The sequence below is a fragment of the Nocardia sp. NPDC051052 genome (assembly GCF_044456045.1).
GTDB lineage: Bacteria > Actinomycetota > Actinomycetes > Mycobacteriales > Mycobacteriaceae > Nocardia.
On sequence record NZ_JBITFL010000011.1, the window covers coordinates 259,329 to 285,008 of the forward strand.

The window sequence follows — 25,680 nt, forward strand, 5'->3', positions numbered from 1 at the left end:
GGCCGTGCGATCCGTACCGCGGATCGCGATCCGACCGCGCGAAACGCGCGCCGGGAATGATTATTCCCTGCCAACGCGCGATTGGTGACCCGACGTCGGCAGGACCTGCTCAGCTCAGCCGACCGAGCAGAATCGCCAGCTCCGCGCCGATCTCGGCCAGTGCCTCCGGCGCGGTCATCCGCGCGTGCGTCACGCCGACCGGCCGATCGACCACCGCGCCCGTCACGTGCGGCGACCAGTCGGTCGACGTGGCGCGAAGCACATCCGCGGGGTCGGCCACCGCCGCGCTGAAGTACTCCAACGTGCCGTCGAACACCCCTGGGCGATGCTCGGCGATCAGTTCGGCCGAGCGGACCGCGCTGCGATAGATCCGCCGCAACCGTTCGGGGGTCAGGGCGACCAATTCCGGCGGGATCATCGCGTGCAGCGCGGCCAGCGCCTGGTCGCTGAGGTCGTAGATGTCGTCCTCGGCCCCGATCAGGTCGCCGCCGAGCCCGAGTTCGGCCAGCGCGCCGCGCACCGCCGCGCGGAAGCCCGCGACGTCGGGGTTCGGGTGGCTGTCCATCATGGCCAGCAGCGCGACCTGCTCGCCGGCGGCCTGCAACTCGGTGGCGATCGCGTGCGCGAGCACACCACCGAGCGACCAGCCGAGCAGCCGGTACGGGCCCTGCGGTTGCACGGTCCTGATCTCGGCGATGTAGCGGTGCGCCAGCTCGGCGATCGAGCCGGGCAGGTCGCCGTCCTCGGACAGGGCAGGCGACTGCACGCCGTAGATCGGCTGATCGGCGGGCAGGTGCTGAGTGAGCCCGGCGTAGCTCCAGGCCAGGCCGTACATCGGGTGCAGGCAGAACAGCGGTGCCGCGGCGCCCGCGGTGCGGATCGGCAGCAGGACGTTCATCGCCGCGTTCGGGTCAGTCTCCCCCGCTGCCTGCGTGTCGATCCGTGCGGCGAGGCCGGCCACCGTGGCGTCGGTGAAGAACCACTGCACGCTGACCGTCGCACCGACGGCGTCGCGCAGTCGGCCGACGGCCTGCGCGGCCAGCAGCGAGTTGCCGCCGAGTGCGAAGAAATCGTCGTCGAGGCCGACTGTTTCGGCGCCGAGCAGGTCGGCGAAGACCGCGGCGATGGTCTGCTCCAGCGGCGTGCTCGGCGCGCGGAAAACGCGCGCGCTGACGAATTCCGGTGCGGGCAGCGCCTTCTGGTCGAGCTTGCCGTTCGGTGTCAGCGGGAGCGCGTCCAGCACCACGATCGCGTCCGGGACCATGTAGCCGGTGAGGAACCGGCCGACCTCGGAACGGACGGTCGCCGGATCAATGATCGCGGCGCCGTCGGACACGACGTAACCGATGAGCCTGTCGCCGTGTGAATCCGAACGGACCAGTGCGACGGCCTGATTCACACCGTCGCAGCGCACCAGCGCCGCCTCGATCTCGCCGAGTTCGATGCGGAAGCCGCGCAGCTGCACCTGCTGGTCGCTGCGACCGGCGTATTCGAGGAGCGCCTTGTCACCGCGGTCCCGCCAGCGGCCGACGTCGCCGGTCCGGTACATGCGAGAACCGGGCGCGCCGAACGGGTTTGCCACGAACCTGGCCGCGGTGAGACCCGGCTTGCCCAGGTAACCGCGAGACAGTTGCGCGCCGACGACGTGGATCTCGCCCGGCACGTCGAGCGGAGTCGGGTGCAGGCGCGGGTCGAGCACAAAGGCGTCCAGGCCGGGGATCGCGCGGCCGATGACGCTGGCCGCGTTGTGCCGATCCCGCTCCCGCAGCGGCAGGAACGACACGTGCACCGTGGTCTCGGTGATGCCGTACATGTTGACCAAACGAGTTGTCGCGCCGTGTCGTTCGTACCAGCGCTCGAGCTTGCGCAGGTCCAGGGCCTCGCCGCCGAACACGACGTAGCGAAGCGCCAGCTCAGCCGGGTCGGCGGCCCGGTCGGCCTCCACCAATTGGTAGAAGGCGGACGGGGTTTGGTTCAGCACGGTCACGCGTTCGCGAATCAGCAACTCGCGGAACTGTTCCGGCGACCGCGAGGTGACATAGTCGACCACCACGACCGAGCCGCCGTGCGCGAGACCGCACCACAGTTCCCACACCGAGAAGTCGAACGCGAAGGAATGGAACAGCGTCCAGACATCGTGTTCATCGAAGCGGAACAGGGTTTGGGTGTTCGCGAACAGTTCGACGACATTGCGGTGCGCGACGCCGACGCCCTTCGGCACGCCGGTGGAACCGGACGTGTAGATGACGTAGGCCAGATTGTCGGGGTGCAGCGGTGCGAGCCGGTCGGCATCGTGGATCGGTGCGTCGGCGAATGCCGTTGTCTCCTCGAACAAGACGACGGGCAGGTCACCGGTGGGCACCGCGGCGCGCTCGTCCGCCGTGGTCAGCACGCAGACCGGGGCGGCGTCGGCGAGCATGAATTCCAGCCGCTGCGCCGGGTAGGCGGAGTCGATCGGCAGGTAGGCGGCGCCGGTCGCGAGCACGCCGAGCAGGGCGACCGGCAGCTCCTCGGTGCGTGGCACCGCAACGGCCACCAGCGATTCCGGGCCCGCGCCCTGGGCGATCAGTGCTCGGGCGACCTGATTCGCGCGATGCTGCAGCTCGCGGAAGGTCAGCGTGCGGTCACCGAAGCGGATGGCGACCGCGTCGGGGCGGCGCCAGACCTGATCGGCGATCAGGCCGGGCAGGGTGGCACCGGGCACCCAGGCTCCGAGTGAATTCCATTCGTGCAGCACGAGTTCGGCTTCGCCGGCGGCGAGCATGTCGATATCGCCCACCACTACCGCGGCATCGGCGGCCACCGCGGTGAGGATGCGATGGAACCGGTCGGCGAAGTTCTGCACCGTCGCGGCGTCGAACAGGTCGGTCGCGTAGCTGAGGATCGCCGACATGCCTTGGGTGTCCGGCTGTTCCGCGACGGTGAGCTGTAGGTCGAACTTGGCGACCTGAACCTGCGGATCAATGCCGGACACGGTGAGACCGGGCAGTTCGAGCGAGGCCGTGGCCAGGTTCTGGAAGACCAGCATCACCTGGAACAGCGGGTGCCTGGCCGCCGAGCGGACCGGGTCGAGCAGTTCGACCAGGCGCTCGAACGGCAGGTCGGCGTGGCCGAAGGCCGCGACGTCGGTGTCTCGCACGTCGGCGAGCAACGCGTCGAAGGTGGAGCCCGGCGCGATCTCGTTGCGCAGCACCAGGGTGTTGACGAACATGCCGATCATGTCGTCGAGTTCGGCCTCGCCGCGACCGGCGACCGGGGTGCCGATGGCGATGTCGGTGGTGCCGGACAGCCGCGCGAGCAGCACCGCGAGTGCGGCGTGCACCACCATGAACAGGGTCGAATTGTGCTGCTTGGCAACGCGGTCGAGGGCGGCGTGCAGGTCCGCGTCGATCTCGAGATCCAGCGTCGCGCCCTGGTACGAGGCGGCCGTGGGTCGCGGACGATCGGCGGGGATGGCCAGTTCGTCCGGCAGCGCGGCCAGCGTGGTGCGCCAGTAGTCGGCCTGCTTGGCGATCAGGCTTTGCGGGTCGTCCTCGTCGCCGAGCACGTCGCGCTGCCAGATGCTGTAGTCCGCGTACTGGACCGGAAGCGGCTCCCAGGCCGGAACCTGGCCGCTGGTGCGGGCGGCATAGGCCAGCATCAGGTCGCGGGTCAGCGGGCCCATGGACCAGCCGTCGGCGCTGATGTGGTGCGCCACGAAGACCAGGACGTAGTCGGCGGTGTCGGTGACCTGGAACAGCTTGGCGCGGAACGGAACCTCGGTGGTGACGTCGAAACCTGCGGCGACGGTGCGGTATACCGCGTCCGCCACCTCCGCTGCGCCGATCCGCACGGGAGTGAGGTCGACCGGTACCTGCGTGGCGATGGACTGCACCGGTCCCTGCCCGGTCTGCGGGTAGGTGGTGCGCAGGATCTCGTGGCGGCCGACCAGGTCGGTCACCGCCGAGTGCAGCGCGGCGACGTCGAGCTCGCCGGAAAGGCGGATGGCGGCCGGGATGTTGTAGACGGCGGAACCGGTGTCGAACTGGTTCAGGAACCACATGCGCTGCTGTGCCAGCGACAGCGGAATCCGTTCCGGGCGTTGGCCTGCGACGAGGGCCTTGCGGCCGCCGGTGCCCGCGTGCTGTTCGACCTTGCGCGCCAGACCGGCGACGGTGGACGCCTCGAACAGAGTACGAACGGGGACCCGCGAATCCAGCGCGGCACCGATGCGGGCGGCGACCTGAGTGGCCAGCAGCGAGTTACCGCCGAGACCGAAGAAGTCGTCGTCCGCGCCGACCTGCTCCACACCGAGCACCTCGGCATACACCGACGCCACGATCTCCTCGATCGGCGTCGACGGCGCACGAAACGCCTGAGCCTCGAACTCCGGCTCCGGCAACGCCTTTCGATCCAGCTTGCCGTTCACGTTCAACGGCAGCGCCTCGAGCACCACGAACGCCGAGGGCACCATGTACGACGGCAAACCAGCGGTCAGCGCCGACTTCACCTGTGCCACATCGACATCGGTCCCCGCGGGGACGAGGTAGCCGATCAGGCGATCACCGGTGCGCGGATCCGACTTGGCGATGACGGCGGTCTGTGCGATCTCCGGCAGTGCGAGCAGCGCGGCCTCGATCTCGGCGAGCTCGATGCGGAAACCACGGATCTTCACCTGGAAGTCGGTGCGGCCCCGGTACTCCAGCTCACCGGAGGCCTGCCACGCCACCAGGTCACCGGTGCGATACATCCGGACACCGGGCTGGAACGGGTTGGCCACGAACCGATCCGCGGTCAGATCCGCCCGGCCGAAGTAACCCCGCGCCAGCTGTGCACCGGCCAGATAGAGCTCGCCGGAGACACCCACCGGCACCGGCCGCAGCCGCGAATCCAGCACGAAGACCTGGCTGTTCCACTCCGGTGCGCCAACAGGCACCGACGCCTGGTCGTTCCGGGTGACCCGGTGGCTCGTGATGGACACCGCGGCCTCGGTCGGGCCGTACAGGTTGAACAGCTCGACGCGGGGGTAGTCGCGCAGGAAGCGCTGCGCCAGTCCGGCAGGCAGCGCCTCGCCGATCGCCAATACCCGCCACAGCGAGGTGGGGAAATCGCCGTTGGTCAGTGCGTCGAGCATCGACGGCACCACATGCAGCGTGGTCACCCACTCGCGAGCCATCAGCTCGTTGAGGTAGGCCGGGTCCTGATGACCATCGGGCGCGGCGATGACAAGTCGGCCACCACACACCGCGGCCGACCAGAACTCCCACACCGAAAGGTCGAAGGTGGCAGCGGTCTTCAGCAGAATCGCATCGGCGGCATCGAGACCGAACTCGGTGACCTTCCACTGCAACTGATTCGCGATCGCGCCATGCGAAACCGCAACACCCTTCGGACGACCCGTCGAACCCGACGTGAAGATCACGTAGGCCGTGTTCTCCGCACGCAGCGGCGCGACACGGTCGGCGTCGGTGACCGGGGAAGCATCCAGCCCCTCGAGATCGATCTCATCGATCCGCACCAAAGGCGCGACATCAATATCGAACTCGGCATCGACATTGGTCAGCACACACACCGGCGCCGCGGTCTCGAGGATGTAACTCGTCCGCTCGGCAGCCTGAGCCGGGTCCACCGGCACATACGCGCCACCGGACTTCGCCACGGCATACATCGCCACGATCAAGTCGACCGAACGCCGGAACGCGAGCGCGACCCGCGACTCCGGCCCGACACCGATCGAGATCAAATGCCGCGCAAGACGATTCACCCGAGCATCCAGCTCGGCGTAGGTCACCTTCTCGCGTCCGGTCGGCAGATCGACTACGAGCGCCACGGAGCGCGGGTCGGCGGCTACCGCGGCATCCAATAGCGAGACCAAGGTCGCCGACTCGTCGACCTGCTGCTCGGTGGCGTTCCACCCCGCCAGCACGTCGTCGCGCTCGACCTCGTCGAGCACCTCGATATCCCCGACCGGCGTCGTCGCGTCCGCCACCACGGCGGCGAGGATCCGCGCGAACCGGTCGGCGAAGCCCTGCACCGTGGCGGCGTCGAAAAGGTCTGTCGCGTAGGTGAAGAACCCACCCATGCCGGTCGGCACACCGGACTCGTCGTAGCCGTCGCCCACGATCAGGTGCAGATCGAACTGCGACACAGCCAGATCCGCGTCCAGCCCCGACACCGCGAGGCCGGGCAGTTCGAGCGCGGCGCGGGCGATGTTCTGGAACGACAAGCCCACCTGGAACAACGGATGATGCGCGGTCGAACGCGGCGGGTTGAGCACCTCCACCAACCGCTCGAACGGGATATCCGCGTGCGCGAACGCCTGCAGATCGGATTCCCGCTGCCTGCTGAGCAATTCGACGAACGGTTCAGCCGACTCGAACTGCGTCCGGAACACCACCGTATTCACGAACATGCCGATCAGATCATCCAGCTCACGCTCGCCACGACCGGCCAGCGGGGTACCGATGGCGACATCGGCCGAACCCGAGAGCCGGGCCAGCAAGACGGCCAGCGCGGTGTGCACAACCATGAACAGCGTCGCGCCCTGTGCGCGAGCGAGTTCCACGAGCCCGGCGTGGGTGGCCGCGTCGATCTGTATGTCGACCCGGGCACCGGCCATCGACGCGATGGCGGGACGCGGCCGATCCGTCGGCAGCTCCAGCAGATCCGGCAGCTCCGCCAGGTGTGCGCGCCAGAAGCTGATCTGCTGCGCGGCAATCGATTCGGCATCGGCTTCGTTGCCGAGCACCGCACGCTGCCACAGCGCGTAATCGGCATACTGCACCCGCAGTGGTGCCCAGCTCGGGGCGTCGCCCGCGGTCCGCGCGGCGTAGGCGATCATCACGTCACGCACCAGCGGACCCATCGAGGACCCGTCGGCGGCGATGTGATGCACCACGACGGCAAGCACATACGTGTCCGCCTGGCCATCAACCTGCAGGAGGGCGACCCGCACCGGGACCTCGGCGGTCACATCGAACGAACTCGACGCCAGCGCGTATACCGCGCTCGCCACGTCGGCCTCGCCGAGCAGTCGCGGCGCGACATCCAGGGTGATCCCGTTGGGCGGCAACACAACCTGGATCGGGCCGGCGGCCGTTTCCGGGTACACGGTGCGCAGCACCTCGTGCCGTGCCACCACATCGTGCAGTGCCGCACCGAGCGCCGCGACATCCAGCGCCCCGATAAGCCGCAAGGCGAACGGCAGGTTGTAGGCGGCCGATCCGGCCGTCTCGTCGTCGGACTGGTCGAAGCGGTTGAGGAACCACATCCGGCGCTGCGCCAGCGACAGCGGCAGCTCGTCCGGTCGCGCGATGCTGCCGAGCTCGACGCCGGGACGACCGTGCACCTGCGAGTCCATCACCGCCGCGAGGCCGGCCACGGTCGGCGCCTCGAACAGCGTCCGGACCGGCACCCGGCCGCCGACGGCGGCACCGAGCCGCGCCACCACCTGGGTGGCGATCAGCGAATTGCCGCCGAGCGCGAAGAAATCATCGTCCGCGCCGACCCTGGTGAGCCCGAGCACCTCACCGAACACGCCGGCCACAATCTCCTCGACCGCCGTTGCGGGCGAGCGGAATTCGCGCGCGGTGAACATCGGCTCGGGCAGCGCCTTGCGATCCAGCTTTCCGCTAGGATTCAGCGGGAACGCGTCGAGCGCGACGATGGCGGCCGGAACCATGTAGGTGGGCAGCGTTTCCGCGATCGCGGCCCGCAACTCCTGCGGCTCGATCCTGGCGTCGGGCGCGGCGACCGCGTAGGCCACCAGCTGGTCACCGAGGGTCGACTGACTGACGAGCGCAACGGCTTGGCTAACCGAGGAATGAGCCAGTATCGCGGTTTCGATCTCGCCGAGCTCGATGCGCTGGCCACGGAACTTCACCTGGAAGTCGGTGCGCCCGAGGTAGTCGAGCACCATGTCCTCGTCGGCGTCCGCGCCGGAAGCCTTGCGCCACACCACCAGATCGCCGGTGCGATACATGCGCTGACCGGTGCCGAACGGATTGGCCACGAAGCGATCCGCGGTCAGATCCGGCCGCCGGACATATCCGCGTGCCAGTTGGTCACCGGCCAGGTACAGCTCGCCCGCCACACCGTCGGGCACCGGGCGGAGTCGGGCATCGAGCACGTAGACGCGGGTGTTCCACTGCGGCAACCCGATCGGCACCGACCGGGTATCCGAACCTTCGGCGGGCCAGTAGGTCACCGATACCGCGGCCTCGGTGGGTCCGTAGAGGTTGTGCACATCGGCGTCGATCACCGCGTGCAGCGCGGTGACCGTCTCCGGCGGCAACGCCTCACCGATCACGAAGATCTGCTCCAGCGTCGGCACCGCACCCTTGGCGGTGTGCGCCGCGAAGATCGTCAGCATCGACGGCACGAAGTCGGTGACCGTGACCGACTGCGCGACAATGGTATCCGCGACATACGCCGGGTCACGATGGCCGTCCGGGGTCGCGACGACCAGCTTGGCGCCCACCCGCAGCGGCATGAAGAAGCCCCACAGCGACACGTCGAACGTGGTCGCGGTCTTCTGCAGATAGACGTCGTCCTGGTTGAGCGGATACTCGGCCAGCATCCATTCGATCTGGTTGTTGATCGCCGCGTGCGACACCGCGACGCCCTTGGGGCGACCGGTGGAACCGGAGGTGAAGATGACGTACGCGGGGTTCAGCGGCGAGACCGGCCGGAGCAGCTCGTCCGCGCGGACCGGCGCACCGTCGAACCGCGCCAGGTCGGCGGCATCGATGGCGACCGCGGCCACGCCGTCCGGCAGGGCGACAGCGTCGCCGGAAGTTGTGACGACACAGGCGGGTTGCGCGGTATCGAGAATGTGCGCGATCCGCTCGGCCGGATGATCCGGATCCAACGGCACATACGCACCACCAGCCGTCACGATCGCATACATACCGACAACAAGATCCAGCGAACGCCGAATCGCCAGACCCACCAACGACTCCGCACCCACACCCTGCGAAATCAACAACCGAGCAAGCTGGTTGACCCGCCCATCGAACTCGCCATACGTCAGCTCAGTGCCTTCGTAGACCACCGCGACGGCCTCCGGATGCGCGGCCGCCGCCCGCCGATAGCCGTCGAGCAGCAGATGCGGCGCGACCCGCTGCCGGGTGTCGTTCCACTCGAACAGGATTCGATCCCGCTCGACCAGCGACAGCAGATCGGCATCGCCCACCGCCCGGTCGGGATCCGCCGTGACCGCGCGCAGCAGTCGGCGCATCCTGGCGGCGAAGCGCGCCACCGTCGCCTCGTCGAACAGGTCCGTTGCGTAGCTGAACATGGCCGACAGACCGGCGTTTTCGCCGTCTTGCGGGGTAACGGTCAACTGCAGGTCGAACTTGGCCGCCGCGCCGTCCAGATCCAGCGCCGCAGCCGACAGCCCCGGTAGTTCCAACGCGGGCTTGTCCATGTTCTGGAAGAACAGCGCGACCTGGAACAGCGGGTGGTGTGCCTGCGAACGCGCCGGATCGAGCACCTCGACGAGCCGCTCGAACGGCAGCTCCACGTGCGAAAACGCCGCGAGATCAACCTTTTTGGCCGACTCGACCAGTTCACGGAACGACGCGCCGGGCACATTCTCGGTGCGCAGCACCAGCATATTGACGAACATGCCGATCAGGCCGTCCAGCTCCGCCTCGCCGCGGCCCGCCACCGGCGTGCCGATGGCGATATCGCTCGAACCCGACAGCCTGGCCAGCAATGCCGCGAAGGCTGCGTGCACCACCATGAACAGCGAGGCGCCCGTGTCGTGCGCGAGCGCGTCTAGCTTGGCCCTGGTCTGGGCGTCCACCTCGAACGTGTAGACGCCGCCGCGGCCGGACGCCAGCGCGGGGCGCGGCCGATCCGTCGGCAGCTCGAGCCTGCCGGGCAGCCCCGCCAATGCCGTTCGCCAGTAACCGATCTGTTCGGCGGCCACCGACCGAGGATCGTTCTCGTCGCCGAGCATCGCGCGCTGCCACAGGGCGTAATCGGCGTACTGCACGGGCAATGGCGCCCAGCCTGGCGCGTCCCCCTCGGCACGCGCGAAGTACGCGACGGTCAGGTCCTGCACCATCGGCGCCATCGAGGTGCCGTCGGCCGCGATGTGGTGCACGACCACCGCGAGAACGTAGTCGTCGACGCCCAACTGCAGCAGCGCCATCCGCAGCGGCACCTCGGCCGCCACGTCGAACCCGGCCAGCATGAACTCGGCCAGCCTGTTCGGCAGCTCGGACTCGGCGACCTCGGTCACCGCCAGCTCCGGAATCGCCTGCGCCGCAGGCAATACCACCTGGTAGCCGGTGCCGTCCACCGCCGGGTACACCGTGCGCAAGGTCTCGTGCCGCTCGACCAGATCGGCGACCGCGGCCCGCAGCGCGGACACGTCCAGCGCGCCGGAGAGCCGGATCGCGAACGGAATGTTGTTCGCCGCCGACGCCGTGTCGAACTGGTTCAGGAACCACATCCGCTGCTGCGCCAGCGACAGCGGAATATGTTCGGGGCGCGGCATGGGCGCCAGCGCCTGCCGCCCGCCCGACCCCGTGAACGGGGCGAGCCTGGCCGCCAAACCGGCCACGGTCGGCGCCTCGAAGACCGTCCGCGCGGGTACCCGCGCGCCGATCTGCGCGCCGATCCTGGCCACCACCTTGGTGGCGATCAGCGAGTTGCCGCCGAGCTCGAAGAAGTCGTCGTCGGCACCGATGTCGGCACCGGTGTCCAGCAGTTCCGCGAAGACGTGCGCGACCAGTTGCTCCAGTTCGCCACTCGGCGCGCGGAATTCCTTGGTCTGCAGCTGCGGCGCAGGCAGTGCCCGCCGGTCCAGCTTGCCGGTCGGCGACAGCGGGATCTCGTCGAGAACCGTGATCGTGGTCGGCACCATGTGCGCGGGCAACCGCTGCTCGGCGGCCGCGATCAGCTCGTCGGTGTCCACCGTCGAGCCGGGGGCGGCCAGCACGTAGGAGGCCAGAATCGTTGTCCCGCTATCGAGCTGGTGGCCGACGGTGACCGCGAAGTCGACGCTCTCGTGGGTGGCGAGCACCGCGTCGATCTCGCCGAGTTCGATGCGGAAACCACGCACCTTCACCTGGAAATCGTTGCGCCCCGCGTACTCCAGTCGACCACCCGCGGTCCAGCGGACCAGGTCACCCGAGCGATACAACCGAGAGCCGTTGGGGTCGAACGGGTTCGCCACGAACCGACCGGCGGTGAGCGCCGGTCGTTCGTGGTAGCCGCGCGCCACCTGCGCGCCCGCGATGTACAGCTCGCCGATCACGCCGTCCGGCACCGGCGAAAGCCGCTCGTCCAGCACGTATTCGGTGACACCGCGAATCGGGCCGCCCATGGTCAGCGGGGCGTCGAGCACCAGCGGCTCGCCGATATTCACCACGATCGTGGTCTCGGTGGGCCCGTAGACGTTGAAGAGTGCGCGAACGCCGCCGGTGACCGGAAGTATCCAGCGCCGCACCAGATCCGGCGGCCAGGCCTCGCCACCGACCGCGACCACGCCCAGATCGTCGAGCCCGGCGGGATCGATCGAGGCCAGCGCGGCCGGCGTGATGAAGGCGTGGGTCACCCGCTCGCGGCGCAGCAGCTCGGCAAGGTCGTCGCCGCCGAACACCGTCGGCGCCACCACGACCATGGTCGCCGCGCCGCCGAGGGCGAGCAGCAGCTCCAGCATCGACGCGTCGAACGACGGCGACGAAAAGTGCAGGGTCCGTGCGGTACTGGTGACGCCGTAGTGGGTGCGCTGTTCCTCGCAGAACCCGGCGATGCCCGCCTGGGTGGCCACCACGCCCTTCGGCGCGCCGGTCGAACCGGAGGTGTAGATCACCCAGGCCGGATGCTCGGCGCGCAGCTGGCGCACCCGATCGGCATTGGTGATCGGTTCGGTCGAGTGCCGCTCGAGCGAAGTCAGCGTCGCATCACTATCGATGACGAGCCATTCGACCTGTCCAGGCAGCTGGGTGGCGGCCTGCGCGGTGGTCACGCCGAAGACCGCGCCCGAGTCCTTCACCATGTGTTCGATGCGGTCGGCCGGATAGTTCGGGTCCACCGGCACGAAGCCCGCGCCCGACTTGGCCACCGCCCAGACCGCGACCACGGAGTCGATCGAGCGCGGAACGCCGATCGCGACAAGATCTTCCGGGCCGACGCCGCGCTCGATCAGCAGCCGCGCCAAACGGGTCGACCGCTCGTCGAGCTCGGCGTAGCTCAGTTGCGCCAGTGTCGCTGTGGCGTCGGCGTAGGTGAGGGCGATGCCGTCCGGGTTCGCCTCGACGGCGGTGGCCATCAGCTGTGGCAGCGTGATGACCCGGGGTCGCCTGGTCCGAGCTGGACGGACACGAGCGGAACGCGTCATGCGTTCACCGGTGCCAGGGTCTTGCTTCCCCGCCGAGCATTCGGACGCACGTCCCCCAAAACACGAACCATGAAACTCTGCTCATCCTGCCTGTCGAACATGTTGAAGCCACACCTTGCGGCGGCCGCTCTGATTCGGCGAACCGGTCCCGAGTGACCCTAGTCATGTTTTTAGGGGCTTGCACCCGGTACCAGCTGGGTTTTACCCCGCACGCAGCAGATCGGACAGGGCGACAACCGTCGCCACCTGCGTCCATGCGCTACTGACATCGCCGCCGTCGGCGAGCACCACGGCCCGCAGATCCTCCAGGGCCGCCGGATCGAGGGTACTGGCTCCCGCGCGGTCGGTCAGCAGGTGGCTGACCCACTCGTCGGCCAGCGCCTCGGTCAGGTCGGCATCGCCGGGCACGAGCACCATGGAGGCACCGCAGGATCCCGCCGCCACCACCTCGATCAACGCCAGCTCCGCGGGTCCGCCGAACTGGAAGGTGCGCGATTCGAAGGTCAGCTCGGTGCCCGAGCGCAGCTGGTCCGCCGCGCCCGCCACCTGGTCGTAGCCGAGCGTGCGGGCCCCGACGAAGGCCGGGTCGGTGCCACGCAGCACGCGCGTGCGGTGCGCGTAGGTGACCGGCCGTGGCGACTCGGCCGCTATCTGCGCGGCCACCGCCGGATCGTCGAGCACGAGCCAATCGACATCGCCTGTCGCGGCCGCCGCGGCGTTCGTGAGCCCGACCTTGACCACCGGTCCGGCCGGAATCGGCGCGTCCGCCGACGCGAGCGGCACCACCGCGGCACCGGCCTTGAGCACGGCCCAGGTCGCGACGACCGCGTCGACACCGCGGTCGAACCGGAGCGCGACACCGTCGCCGGGGCCGCAGCCGCGCGCGGCGAGCACGCGTGCGAGCCGGGACGAGCGGGCGTCGAGTTCCTGGTACGACACCGCGTCCTCGCCGAAGACCAGCGCCGGTCCGTCCGGGTCGTCCTCGACCACAGCGGTCAGCGCCTGGGTCAGCGCCGTGCCGGTGGTGGTCGTCGCGCCCGCGGCGGTGGGCTCCTGCGTCGATTCCGCGGCGGACTGCACCCGCTCGCGCTCCTGCGCGTCGAGCAGGTCGATGTCACCGACTCGCACCTGCGGATCGGCGACCACCGCGGTCAGCACCCGCGCCAGCCTGCGGCACAGCGCCTGCACCGTCGATTCGTCGAAGAGGTCGGTCGCGTAGGTGATCGCGGTGATCAGCTCGTCGGGCGCACCGTCGGCGTTGTGCCTCGGGTCGACGTTCACCTGCAGGTCGAACTTGGCCGCGATCTCGCCGCCGTCCAGCCCGGTGATCGTCAGGCCGGGCAGTTCCAGCGACGGCTGCTCGTTGTTCTGGAACGACAGCACCACGCCGAACAGCGGGTTGTAGACGGTCGCGTGACCGGCGGCGACCACCTCGGCGACCCGCTCGAACGGGATGTCCGCGTTGGCGAAGGCGGCCAGGTCGGTCTCGCGGGCCCGATCGACCAGCTCGGCGAAGCTCACGCTGGGCTCGACGGCGGTGCGCAGGGTGAGCGTGTTGACGAACATGCCGACCAGCTCGTCCAGCGCGCGTTCGCCGCGACCCGCGATCGGCGTGCCGATGGCGATATCGCTGCTGTTCGACTGCCTGGCCAGCAGCACCGCCAGCGCGGCGTGCACGACCATGAACAACGTCGAATTGTGTTCGCGGGCAAGCCGAACCAGCGCCGCGTGCACGTCCGGCGAGACGGCGAAGCCGGTCGAGGCGCCGCGCATCGACGGGACCGCGGGGCGTGGCCGGTCCAAGGGCAGGTTGAGCTCGCCGGTCAGTCCGGCAAGCTGTTCCCGCCAATACGCCAATTGCCGTGCGGCGATCGAGTTCTCGTCGTCGTCGGTGCCGATGACGGTGCGCTGCCAGCTGGCGAAGTCGGCGTACTGCACCTCCAGCGGCGACCAGCGCGGCGAATTGCCGCCGATCCGAGCGAGATACGCGGTCACCAGGTCGCGCGCCAGCGGTGCCATCGAGGCACCGTCGGCGGAGATGTGGTGCACGACCAGCGCGAGCAGGTGCTCGTCCGGGCCCACCGCGAGCAATAGGGCGCGCACCGGAACCTGTTGCGTCACATCGAATCCGGTGGACAGCAGCTCAGTGATGCGGCCGATCGGATCCGCGGTGGAGACGGTCTCCAGGCCACCGGGCAGCGACTCGCGGACCGAGAGGATCTCCTGGTAGGCCACCCCGGACGGATCCGCCGGGTAGCGGGTGCGCAGGGTCTCGTGCCGTTCCAGCACGTCGGCGACGGCGTTGCGCAGCGCGGGCACGTCGAGCACACCGGACAGCCGGATCGCGAGCGGGATGTTGTAGGCGGGCGAGTCCGGATCGAACTGGTTGAGCACCCACATCCGCTGCTGGGCAAGGGACAACGGCACCTGATCGGTGCGCGGCATCCGAGCCAGCGGTGGCCGTGCGCCGGACGCCTTGGCCGCGCCGGGCACGACGCGGGCGGCCAGCGCGGCGACGGTGGGCGACTCGAACAGTTCGCGCACCACGAGGTTCGCGTCGAGCGCCTCGTTGATCCGGGCGACCACCCTGGTGGCCAGCAGCGAGTTACCGCCGAGGCCGAAGAAGTCGTCGTCCAGGCCGATCTCGCCGGCGCCGAGCAGCCCGGCGAACACCTCGGCGACGGCCTGTTCGACCGGCGAGCTCGGGGCGCGAAAGGCGGCGGTACTGAGGAATTCCGGTGCGGGCAGCGCCTTTCGGTCCAGCTTGCCGTTGGGCGTCAGCGGGAGCGCGTCGAGCACCACGATCGCGTCGGGAACCATGTAACCGGTGAGGAATTCGCCTACCTGGCTACGCAATTCGACCGCGTCGAGCTGAGAATCGGTGTCTGGCAAGACATATCCGATGAGCCGGTCGCCCGCGTTCTCGTCCGCGAGCACCAGCACCACCGCTTGGCTCACGCCGGGGCAGCGCGCCAGCGCCGACTCGATCTCGCCGAGCTCGATGCGGAAGCCGCGCAACTGCACCTGCTGATCGCCGCGACCGGCGTACTCGAGCGTCGCCTGCCCGCCGAAGCCGACCCAGCGGCCGATGTCGCCGGTGCGGTACATCCGAGATCCCGGTGCGCCGAACGGATTCGCGACGAATCTGGTCGCGGCGAGCCCGGGGCGCCCGAGGTAACCGCGGGACAGCTGCGTACCGGCGACATAGATCTCGCCCGCCACGCCGACCGGCGACGGGTGCAGCCGGTCCTCGAGCACGTAGGCGTCCAGGCCGGGCAGCGCGCGGCCGATGACGCTCGCCGCGTTGTCGACCATCTGCTCGTCCAGCGACAGGAACGACACGTGCACCGTGGTTTCGGTGATGCCGTACATGTTGACCAGCCACGGCGCGTCCACCGCGTGCCGCTCGTACCAGCGCTGCAGCTGGCGCAGGTCCAGTGCCTCACCGCCGAACACGACGTAGCGCAGCGCGAACTTGGCTTGATCGGCGGTCTGCGCGGCCCGGTCGGCCTCGGCGAGCTGATAGAACGCCGACGGGGTCTGGTTGAGCACGGTGACCTGCTCGCGAATCAGCAACTCGCGGAACAGTTCCGGCGACCGGGAGGTCAGGTAGTCGACCACGACGACGGTGCCGCCGTTGGCCAGCGCGCACCACAGCTCCCACACCGAGAAGTCGAAGGCGAACGAGTGGAACAGCGTCCACACGTCGGTCTCGTCGAACTCGAACATCGACTGGGTGTTCGCGAACAGCTGCACCACGTTGCGGTGCGCGACGCCGACGCCCTTGGGCACGCCGGTGGAGCCGGAGGTGTAGATGACGTAGGCCAGGTTGTCCGGCCGCAGCGGTGCGGTCCGCTCGGACGCGCGCACCGGAGCATCGGCGAAATCGGCGGTATCTTCCAGCAGGATGACCGGAATGTCGCCCGCGGGAACGGATTCCAGCTCGCTCGCGGTGGTCAGGATGCACGCCGGAGCGGCATCGGCGAGCATGAACTCCAACCGCTGCGTGGGGTAGGTCGTGTCGATCGGCAGGTACCCGGCACCGGCGGTGAGCACCGCGAGCAGTGCGACCGGCAGCTCCTCGGTACGCGGAACCGCAACGGCCACCAGCGCTTCCGGGCCGACGCCGTGTGCGATCAGTGCCCGAGCCACCTTATTGGCGCGACGCTGCAACTCGCCGAACGTCAGCGTGGTGTCGCCGTAGCGGATCGCGCCCGCGTCCGGCCGCCTGCGCGCCTGGGCGCCGAGCAGATCGACCAGGGTCACCTCGGGCACCGCGGCACCCGGGCTGTTCCACTCGTGCAGCACCAAATCGCGCTCACCGGGGGCGAGCACGTCGATATCGCCGACGGTGCTGCCGGAGTCCCCGGCGACCGCGGCAAGGATCCGGCCGAACCGGTCGGCGAAGTCCTGCACCGTCGCCTCGTCGAACAGGTCGGTGGCGTAGGTGAAGGCGGCCGAAATGCCTTCCGCCGCACCGTGTCTGTCGATCCGCTCGACCAGGGCCAGCTGCAGGTCGAACTTCGCCAGCGGCATCGCGAGATCCACCGCCGAGGCGGACAGGCCGGGCAGTTCCAGTTCGGTGCGCGCCAGGTTCTGGAAGGTCAGCATCACCTGGAACAGCGGATGCCGCGCCGCCGAGCGCGCCGGATCCAGCAGCTCCACCAACCGCTCGAACGGCACGTCGGCGTGGCCGAACGCCTCGACGTCGATCCGGCGCACCTCGCGCAGCAGCTCGTCGAACGTCGCGCCCGAATCGATATCCGTGCGCAGCACAAGGGTATTGACGAACATGCCGATCAGGTCGTCGAGCGCGGCCTCACCGCGACCGGCCACCGGGGTGCCCACCGCGATGTCCCTGGTGCCGGACAGCCGGGCAAGCAGCACCGCGAGCGCGGCGTGCACGACCATGAACAGCGTCGAATTGTGGCCGTGCGCAAGGCGGCTCAGCGCGGCGTGCACGTCGGGGCCGATCTCGAAGGCCACCGTGGCGCCACGGTTGGACGCGACCGCGGGACGGGGCCGATCGGCGGGCAGCTCCAATTGCTCGGGCAGCGCGGCCAATTCGGTGCGCCAGTAGTCGATCTGCTTGGCCAGCACCGATTCCGGGTCGTCCTCGGCGCCGAGAATCTCGCGCTGCCAGATCGCGTAGTCGGCGTACTGCACCTCGAGCGGCGGCCATTCCGGTGTGCCACCGCGCATCCGGTCCAGGTAGGCGGCCATCAGGTCGCGGGTCAGCGGGCCCATCGAGAAACCGTCGCCCGCGATGTGGTGCACCACGCAGACCAGCACGTGCTCGGTTTCGCTCAGCTCGAGCAGCCGCACTCGCACGGGCGGCGCCAACGTCACGTCGAAGCCCTCGGTCACCACCGCGGCGACCAGTCCGGGCAGCTCGGTCTCGGTGGCCTGCTCGACCACGAATTCCGGTACCGCGCGCGGATCTCCGGTCGCCAGCACCCGCTGATAGCCCTCGCCGTCGACCTCGGGATACAGGGTGCGCAGCACCTCGTGCCGCTCCGTGAGGTCGCGCACGGCGGCGCGCATCGCGTCGATATCGAGGTGGCCGGACAGGCGCACCGCGGCCGGAATGTTGTTGACGGCACTGGCCGGATCGAACCGGTTCAGGAACCACATCCGCTGCTGCGCGTAGGACAGCGGCACCTTGGACGGGCGCGGCCTGGCGTGCAACGCCTGACCGGCGGCCGAACCCGCGTGCTGCTCAACCCGTTCCGCGAGCGCGGCCACGGTGGTCGCCTCGAACAGCAGCTGCACCGGCACCCGCACCTGCAGCGCCGACCCGATCCGGGCGGCCGCCTGCGCGGCGAGCAGCGAGTTGCCGCCGAGTTCGAAGAAGTCGTCGTCCACTCCAACGCGCGTCAGCGCGTCATCAGACACAGCCGCGGCTCCGCTCGGCTTTTCCCCCGCCACCAGCAGTGCCGCGAACACGTCGGCGACGATCTCCTCCACCGGCGTGGACGGGGCACGGAAAGCCTTGGCGGCGAACACCGGCGCGGGCAGTGCCGCGCGGTCCAGCTTGCCGACCGGGGTCAGCGGGATCTCGTCGAGCACCATGATGGCGGCCGGAATCATGTACGCGGCCAGCGACTCTCCGATGAATTCGGCGAGTTCACCGGTGTCGACGGCGGTTCCGGCTCGCGGCAGCACGTAGGACACCAGCGCGGTCGCACCGGACGGCAGCGTCTTGCCGAGGGTGGCCGCGTAGTCGATGTCCGGGTGCGCGGTGAGCGCGTTGTCGACCTCGCCGAGTTCGATACGGAAGCCACGGATCTTGACCTGGAAGTCGGAACGACCGAGGTACTCGATGGCGCCGCCGTCCTCGCGCCCACCCGTCTCCCGACCACCGCCCCCCGCGGAATCGCTTCGCGATGCTGTCGGCATGCGGCGCACCAGGTCTCCGGTGCGGTACAGCCGCGCACCGGGCGTATCGGTGTCGGCACCGAACGGGCTGGCCACGAAGCGTTCCGCGGTGAGCCCGGGCTTGCCGAGATACCCCTGCGCAAGCGCGGGTCCGGACAGGTACAGCTCGCCGACCACACCGGCGGGTACCGGCCGCAGCCGCGAATCCAGCACGAACGCACCGACTCCCGGAATGGCCGAGCCGATCGTGATGGGCTCGTCCGGCAGCATCCGCGCCGAGCTGGTCGCGAGGATGGACGCCTCGGTGGGTCCGTAACCGTTGTAGAACTCGCGCTCCGCGGCCCAGCGGCCGACCAGTTCGGGCCCGAACTTGTCACCGGCAACCACCACGACCCGCAGGTCGTCCAGGCCGGTCGGATCGACCGATTCCAGCGCGCCCGGCGTGATCAGCATGTGCGTGACCTGTTCGCGGCGCAGCAGATCGGCCAGCTCGTACCCGCCGAACACCGACGGCGGCGCGATCACCAGCGTCGCGCCCGACGAGAAGGCGAGCAGCAACTCCAGGATCGACACATCGAAGTTCGGCGAGCACACGTGCAGCACCCGCGAATCGGCGGTCACCCCGTAGTGCTCGCGTTCGGCGGCCACCAGGCCGGCCAGGCCGGTGTGGGTGACCACGACGCCCTTGGGTCGTCCGGTCGAACCGGAGGTGTAGATGACGTAGGCCGGGTGCCGCTCGTCCAGCGGACGCACCCGGTCGGTGTAGGAGATCGGATGCTCGGGCCGGGCGGCGATCCGCGCGGCCTGCACCGGGTCGTCCAGCTCGATCCAGTACACGCCGGTGCCGAGCACCGGGCGATGGGCCGAGGTGGTGAGCCCGACCGTGGCGCCGGAGTCGGACAGGATGTGGTTGATGCGGTCGGTCGGGTAGGCCGGATCCACCGGCACGTACGCCGCGCCGGTCTTCGCGATGGCCCACACGGCGACCACCGACTGGAGGCTGCGGGCGATGCCGATGGCGACCACGTCGCCGGGGCCGACACCGCGCTCGATCAGTTCCCTGGCCAGCCGCGAGGAGGTCGCGTCCAGTTGGGCGTAGGTGAGCTGGCGTTCGTCGTCGAGCTGACCCGACGGATTGAACCGAACGGCGACCTCATTGGCCTCGGATTCGACGGCGGCGGTCAGCAACTGCCCGAACAGCGGGCTGCCCGACCTGCGGCGACGGCTACCACGAGCGGAACGACGGGCAGTTTCCATTCGAGTGCATTCACCTCTCGCATCGAGCTAGGACCCGGCCCTACCCCATAGAGGGCATATCGTCCGGGGCCAGCGCGGTTCCGAGCAATCATATAAGGGACTGATCGGTGTCCACGCGTGCTGTCTTGGATTCGTACAGACCGCTGACAGCGGTCCGCGCCCCCTTGGGGTGGCTCCTGTTCTTGTTCACACATCCGCCGCTACCCCCATGGAAGCGGTGTCTTGCCAGATGCCACGGTTTATATCGCTACAGAACCGCTCACGTTGCAGGAGTACCCGGATCGGTGAACTAGTTCACAACCAACCCCGCCGGGTTGCCTGCACCCCGGCTTGGAATCGGGTGCTCGCGCCGAGCCGCTCCAGTAGTCGCGCGGTCCGGCGGACCACAGTACGCCGAGACATACCCAGCCGTCGCGCGATGGTGTCGTCGGTGGCGCCGAGACCCATCAGGGTCAGGATGGCGCGGTCGCGTTCGTCGAGGGCCTCCGCGGTCGGGTTCACCGAGATGGGCGCGGCCAGCGACCACAGCACGTCGAACGTTTTGATCAGCAGGTCCAGCGCGGGTGAGCCGGTGATCCGCAAGCCCATGGGGTCCGAGCGGCGTTCGTCGACGTGCAGCACCAGGCTAGCGCGTTCGTCGTCGCTGATGATCATTTTGAACGGCGGCTCCGGCAGCGTGCGCGCCTGCGCCCCACTGGCATTGGTGGACAGTGCGTGGCGCAGCCGATCCGGATCCTGATAGATGGTGTCCTGGTAGAGCGTCTGATACCGGATACCCTCGCCGAGCCGATTCCGCTTGAGCTGGAACAACTGTCGCTCGCGCTCGATATCGCTGAGGTAGGGCCCGCGCTCGATGACCTTGACGCCGGTGCGCGCGCTGGTCTGCATCTCCTCGAAATCGGCCAGCATTTCCAGGCGTTCGAAAACCGGGACCACGGCGCCATTGCTGCGCGGCGAGCGGCGCACCGAACGGAACGTCTCGCTGAGCCGCGCTGCGGCCGTGTGCATCTGGTTGATCTGCTGTTGCCTGCGCCGAGCCTCGGCCTCCGACAACGACTCCGGGGCATGGGCGTCCCACACCGCCGGAATGCCCTCGGAGGCCGGCACGCGCACGGCGGCGCGCAAGTCGGCGAGCACGTTCAATGATGCCGCCGCGGTCTCCTCCGAAACGCCCAGGTACTGCGCGATATCGGCGAGACTCGATCGCGGATGATGCACCAGCACGGCATAGGTGCGGCCGTGCGGTGATCCAGGCTCGAAGATGTCGCCCAGCTCTGTCACGGCCCGAGCCTATCGACCGACCGGTCCTCGCGGGGCATCATGCCCAACAGCGAGCGAGAAGATCGACGGAATATCAAGCCGGGCAGCGGAATCAGTGCGCCGAGGGGCCCCACTGCAGCGGCACTCCTTTGGCGGCCAAGTACGGCATCGGATCGATCTTGGTGCCGTTCTGGTCCCAGATCTCCAGGTGCAGGTGCGGTCCGGTGGAGTTGCCCCGGTTGCCGACGGTGGCGATGACATCGCCCGCGTTCACCCGCTGGCCGACGTGCGCGAGCATCTCGTTGACGTGCCCGTAGACGGCGATGGTGCCGTCGTCCTGCTGCACGCGCATCCACAGGCCGAAGCCGGACGCGGGGCCCGCCTCGATCACGGTGCCGTTGCTCACCGAGTGGATGGGGGCGCCGATCTGATCGGCGAAGTCGAGGCCGTAATGCATTTCGCCCCAGCGGCTGCCGAAGCCGGAGCTGATCTCGCCGCCGACCGGACGCACCGCACCCATCGGCGCGGGTGCGGCCTGCTGCTGCACGCCCTTGAGGATCTGCTCGGCCTGGGCCAGCGGGCCCGCGATCTCCGGCGGCAGGTTCTGCAGGCCGAACGGGGCGGCCACGGGAGCGGCGACCTGGGTGGCGACCGGCACCTCGGGAGCCGGGGCCGCCGGCGCGGGGGCGGCCTTGACCTGGGCGACCGGCAGAATGCCGGTGCCGCGGAAGGTCATCGGAGCGTCGGCCTCGTCACCGTCGTGCGCACCGGGCAGCAGCGGACTGGCGACGGCCGGGGCGATCTGGGAGACGGTGCCGATCAAGGCGCCCGCGGCGACCGCGACACCGGCGGCGACCTTCACCCGCTCGGTCGCGGTCGACTCGACGCGATGCCGCGTCGGCCGACCCGAGATATCATCGCCGATGAGGCTCATGACGGTAATGGAACTGGGGCCTACCCGATGGTGCGACACAGCTGCGTCCTTGCGTCCGAAGAACAGTTGGTTCAGCGGTGCCTGGCCTGTCGCCAACCGGTTTCGGTAACGATCCGGTGAAGCCTGCGATGTAACGGTTTGGCATCCGTTGTGACGGGAACTCTACCCCGTCGTGACCATTCCGCAACCTTCTGCGGCAAAGACCCAGGTAAATACCGGGTCACTCGTCCAGTAGGTCACACTCGACTCGTGATCATCGACGACTTGGCAGTCCCGATCGTGCTCGCCCCGATGGCCGGTGGCCCCTCTACGCCCGAGTTGACCGTGGCGGTCGCCGAGGCCGGTGGCCTCGGCCTACTCGCCGCCGGTTACCTGAGCGCGGCCGATACCGCCGCCCGAATCACCGCGACCCGAACCGCGACCGACTCCCCCTTCGGCGTCAACCTCTTCGTGCCCGGCCCCGCCACCCCGGCCGCCGACTTCGCCGACTATCTCGCCGAGCTCGCGCGCGAGCATCCGGTCGGCGACGCGAAATACGACACCGACGACTGGGACGCCAAACTGGATCTGCTCGTCGCCGATCCGGTCGCGGTGGTCTCCTTCACCTTCGGCTGCCCCACCGCCGAGGAGATCTCGCGGCTGCGTGCCGTCGGCTCCGAGAGCTGGGTGACCGTGACCTCGGCCGCCGAAGCGCGGATCGCCGCCGAGCGCGGTGCCGACGTGCTCATCGCGCAGGGCGCGGAGGCGGGCGGGCATCGCGCCACGTTCGTCGACCGGGCCGAGGACGATGCCACCGATCCGCTCAGCGTGCTCGCCCTGCTGCAGATCCTGACCGCGACCACTGACGTGCCGGTGGTGGCTACCGGCGGCATCAGCACGGGCGCCGGCATCGCGGCAGCACTCGCCGCGGGCGCGGCCGCGGTGCAACTCGGCACGGTATTCCTGCGCTGCCCCGAGGCGGGCACCAATCCGGTGCATCGCGCCGCGTTGGGCGCGGACACCCCGACCATGCTCACTCGCGCCTTCACCGGGCGCCGAGCGCGTGGCCTGCGCAATCAATTCATGGTCGAACACAGCGCGACCGCACCCGTCGCGTACCCGGAGATCCATTACGCCACCGCGCCTTTGCGGGCCGAAGCGCGGGCTGCGGGCAACCAGGACAACGTGAATCTGTGGGCGGGCCAAACCCACACACTGGCACCCGAGCTACCGGCAGGCGAACTGATTAGCACGCTCGCCGCCGATGCCAAAACCGCACTGAAGGCGGCACTTTCGCGGCGAATCCAGGATTGTTGACAACGACTTTCGATTAGACTCGACAGCGCATCAGCCATCCACCCTCGGAGGAGAGCGCTATGTCCCTCGATGTTCCCGCCCCACTGCTCGAACGCGCCGAACGCGGCGAAGTCGACGACGCCGATTTCGTCGAGGTGGTCCGCCACTCGTTGCCATACGCCTGGGAAGTCGTCAGCCGGGTCGCCGGCGAACTGCATTCCGGCACAGCCGAATACGCCGACAATGTGGTGCCGCCGCCGGACGAGGTCGCGCGCGGTCAGCTGCTGCGCGCCATGGCCTCCGACGCGATCCGCGGCGGACTGGAGCGGCACTTCGGCGTGAAGCTCGCCTTCCAGAACTGCCACCGGGTGGCCGCCTTCCCGATCGCCGCGGTCGGTGGCGACACCTACAGCACGTTCATCGGGACCAGGGCTCAGCTGCTCAATCAGAGCCCGGAGCTGCGCAACTGCTGATCGGCGCACGGATAAGCCCGGCGCGGCAAGCGATTTCCCGCCGCGCCGGGCTGTCCGCGATCAGGACAGGGTGGTGACCGTCAGGTCGCCATCGGCGTACTGGGCGCGCAGGCGCTTCTTGTCGAACTTGCCGACGCTGGTCTTCGGCACCTCGGCGATGAACGTCCAGCGTTCCGGCAGTTGCCATTTCGCGAACTTGTCGGCGAGGAAGTCGCGCAGCTCGTCGGCCTTCGCCTCGGCCCCCTCGGCGAGCACGATCGCCACCAGCGGCCGCTCGTCCCACTTCTCGTCCGGCACGCCGATCACGGCCGCCTCGGCGACGGCCGGATGACCCATCACGGCGTTCTCCAGGTCCACCGACGAAATCCATTCGCCGCCGGACTTGATCACATCCTTGGACCTGTCGACCAGGGTGAGATAGCCGTCCTTGCTGATCTTGCCGACGTCACCGGTGCGCAGCCAGCCGTCGTCGAACTTGTCCGGGTCGATCTCGGCGCCGTCCGGCGAGTAGTAGGAGCCGGTGATCCACGGACCACGAACCTCCAACTCGCCCAGCGCTTCCCCGTCGTTCGGGACCACGCTGCCGTCGTCGCCGACCAGCCTGGCCTGCACGCTCGCCGGGAATCGGCCCTGGGTGTAGCGGTACTCCCACTCGTCCTCGCCGGTCACGCCGGTCGGCGGATGCGCGACGCTGCCGAGTGGCGAGGTCTCCGTCATGCCCCACGCGTGCAGGATGCGCACGCCGTGCTTTTCCTGGAAGGCCCGCATCATCGACGGCGGCACGGCGGAACCACCGACCACCGCGGTGCGCAGATGGGAGATATCCTGGGGGTGCGCGGCCAGACCGGCCAGCACGCCACCCCAGATGGTCGGCACCGCCGCGGCGAACGTCGGCTGCTGCGCCGCCATCATCTCCAGCAGCGGGCCCGGCTGCAGGAACCGGTCCGGCATCAGAACATTCGCGCCCGACATCAGCGCCGCGTACGGGAGGCCCCACGCGTTGGCGTGGAACAGCGGGACGATGGTGAGGATGTTGTCACGGCCGGTGAAGGCCATGCCGCTCGGCGAGCACACCTGCATCGCGTGCAACCAGTTCGAGCGGTGCGAATACACCACGCCCTTCGGGTCGCCGGTGGTGCCGGAGGTGTAACACATTGCCGCGGCGGAACGTTCGTCGATCACCGGGAAGTCATAGGTATCCGGCTGCGCGGCAAGGAGTTCGGTGTAGGCGTGCACCTGCACGCCCTCAGGAGCGGACAGCGTCGAGGCGTCGCCGTTGACCACGATGACGTGCCGGACCGTCTTCAGGTTAGGCAGGTACTGGGCGAACATCGGCAGCAACGTGCCGTCGACCAGCACCACCTTGTCCTCGGCATGGTTGGCCACAAAGACCAATTGATCGGGGAACAGCCGGATGTTGAGCGCGTGCAGCACCGCTCCCATCGCCGGCGCCGCGATGTAGGCCACCAGATGCTCGTTGTTGTTCCACATAAATGTGCCGACTCGATCGCCGATGCCGATGCCCAGCTCGCGCAACGCGTTCGCCAGCCGCGCCGCGTCCGCACCGACTTCGCGATAGGTCATGGTGCGCACGCCCGTACCGGTCCAGGTGGACACGGTCGAATCGCCGACAAACGTCGATGCGTAGCGCAGCAACGTCGCCAACGACAACGGCTCGTCCTGCATAGTGCTCAACATCGGAACTCCTTTTTTCAGTGGCCTGTCCCGCCTCTCCGGGAATTCAGCCAGATTCAGGTGCCACGGTAGTT

The 25,680-nt window shown here is 69.0% G+C and carries 6 protein-coding genes and 1 pseudogene; 2 read left to right on the top strand and 5 right to left on the bottom strand.

What is annotated here, in order from left to right; all coding sequences use genetic code 11:
• Nucleotides 1–109: 109 nt before the first annotated feature.
• The 4 genes and pseudogenes from ACIBCN_RS33545 to ACIBCN_RS33560 form a co-directional block, all read right to left on the bottom strand.
• Nucleotides 110–12,334 (bottom strand): annotated as a pseudogene (locus ACIBCN_RS33545) (amino acid adenylation domain-containing protein); the annotation flags it as partial.
• 201 nt (nt 12,335–12,535) lie between these two features.
• Nucleotides 12,536–19,969, bottom strand: coding sequence for an amino acid adenylation domain-containing protein (locus ACIBCN_RS33550; RefSeq protein ID WP_396995708.1), 7,434 nt, complete (start codon nt 19,967–19,969; stop codon nt 12,536–12,538).
• Nucleotides 19,970–20,263: 294 nt separating this feature from the next.
• Entirely contained in the window at nt 20,264–21,250 is a 987-nt protein-coding gene (locus ACIBCN_RS33555; protein WP_396995709.1) for a DNA-binding response regulator, read from the bottom strand.
• Nucleotides 21,251–21,341: 91 nt separating this feature from the next.
• Nucleotides 21,342–22,163, bottom strand: coding sequence for a M23 family metallopeptidase (locus ACIBCN_RS33560; protein ID WP_396995710.1), 822 nt, complete (start codon nt 22,161–22,163; stop codon nt 21,342–21,344).
• 249 nt (nt 22,164–22,412) lie between these two features.
• Here ACIBCN_RS33560 and ACIBCN_RS33565 point away from each other — a divergent pair, with 249 nt between their 5' ends.
• Nucleotides 22,413–23,459: a nitronate monooxygenase gene (locus ACIBCN_RS33565; protein WP_396995711.1), complete on the top strand. Its 1,047-nt coding sequence runs from the start codon at nt 22,413–22,415 to the stop codon at nt 23,457–23,459.
• 59 nt (nt 23,460–23,518) lie between these two features.
• Nucleotides 23,519–23,911 carry an SCO5389 family protein gene (locus tag ACIBCN_RS33570; protein ID WP_396995712.1) on the top strand — a complete coding sequence of 131 codons (393 nt, stop codon included), beginning with the start codon at nt 23,519–23,521 and terminating at the stop codon, nt 23,909–23,911.
• 60 nt (nt 23,912–23,971) lie between these two features.
• Here ACIBCN_RS33570 and ACIBCN_RS33575 read toward each other — a convergent pair whose 3' ends face one another.
• Nucleotides 23,972–25,609, bottom strand: a complete 1,638-nt coding sequence (locus ACIBCN_RS33575) for a long-chain fatty acid--CoA ligase (RefSeq protein ID WP_396995713.1) — start codon at nt 25,607–25,609, stop codon at nt 23,972–23,974.
• Nucleotides 25,610–25,680: the final 71 nt, after the last annotated feature.

What these genes read in the sequence shown, in the direction of transcription:
- ACIBCN_RS33575 (WP_396995713.1), bottom strand. Translation starts at nt 25,609, where the DNA reads ATGTTGAGCACTATGCAGGACGAGCCGTTGTCGTTGGCGACGTTGCTG.
- ACIBCN_RS33560 (WP_396995710.1), bottom strand. Translation starts at nt 22,163, where the DNA reads ATGAGCCTCATCGGCGATGATATCTCGGGTCGGCCGACGCGGCATCGC.
- ACIBCN_RS33550 (WP_396995708.1), bottom strand. Translation starts at nt 19,969, where the DNA reads ATGGAAACTGCCCGTCGTTCCGCTCGTGGTAGCCGTCGCCGCAGGTCG.
- ACIBCN_RS33570 (WP_396995712.1), top strand. Translation starts at nt 23,519, where the DNA reads ATGTCCCTCGATGTTCCCGCCCCACTGCTCGAACGCGCCGAACGCGGC.